Annotated in this window: 1 protein-coding gene; it reads left to right on the top strand. The window is 61.8% G+C overall.

Annotation, left to right across the window (positions count from 1 at the left end):
* Nucleotides 1-131: 131 nt before the first annotated feature.
* Entirely contained in the window at nucleotides 132-566 is a 435-nt protein-coding gene (locus NKJ55_RS35465) for a helix-turn-helix domain-containing protein (protein ID WP_352453936.1), read from the top strand.
* Nucleotides 567-705: the final 139 nt, after the last annotated feature.

The following is a 705-nucleotide window of genomic DNA, read 5'->3' as shown; positions in this document are numbered from 1 at the left end:
TCGTTCAATCCGGCTTGCAATGAGGTCCGACGTCGAGCCTGCGTGCCCCGGCTGTGCCCGGACCTCACAGAACCCTTCAGATTCCAGTGAGGCGTGGTTCATGATTCACTTCCTGTAGGAGGTGATTTGCCATGCCCAAGCCCTATTCGCTCGATTTGCGTGAACGTGTTGTGCGGTTTGTCGAGGCTGGCCACTCGCGGCGTGCGGCGGCGGCACATTTTGGGGTGTCGGTTTCGTTTGTCGTGATCCTGATGAGGAACTATCGAAAGACCGAGAGCCTGGCGCCCAAGGCCAGCGGTGGCCGCCGCCATTCCAAGCTCGACCCGCATCGTGCGTTCCTGCTTGGCCGTGTGGCCGAGAAGGATGACATCACCATGCCGGAGCTTGCCGCCGAGCCGGCCGCTGCTACAGACGTCCAGGTCGCTCCTGCCTCGATCTCGCGCTGGCTCATCAGAAATGGCTATCGCTTCAAAAAAAACGCTGCTGGCCAGCGAGCAAGATCGTCCCGACGTCAGCAAGGCGCGGCAGGAGTGGCAGACCAGGCGCCAGCCGCGGATGCGGCTTGAGCCACATCGGCTGGTGTTCATCGACGAAACCGGAACCACTACGAAGATGACACGTCTGCGCGGCCGCTGCCTAAAGGGCCAACGGCTGCGCTCAAAGGCACCGTTCGGGCATTGGAAGACGCAGACCTTCATCGCCGGG

Source organism: Mesorhizobium sp. M0106, assembly GCF_040322715.1.
GTDB lineage: Bacteria > Pseudomonadota > Alphaproteobacteria > Rhizobiales > Rhizobiaceae > Mesorhizobium.
The sequence above is the reverse complement of the archived record's forward strand: the minus strand, read 5'-3'. Positions and strand labels throughout refer to the sequence as shown.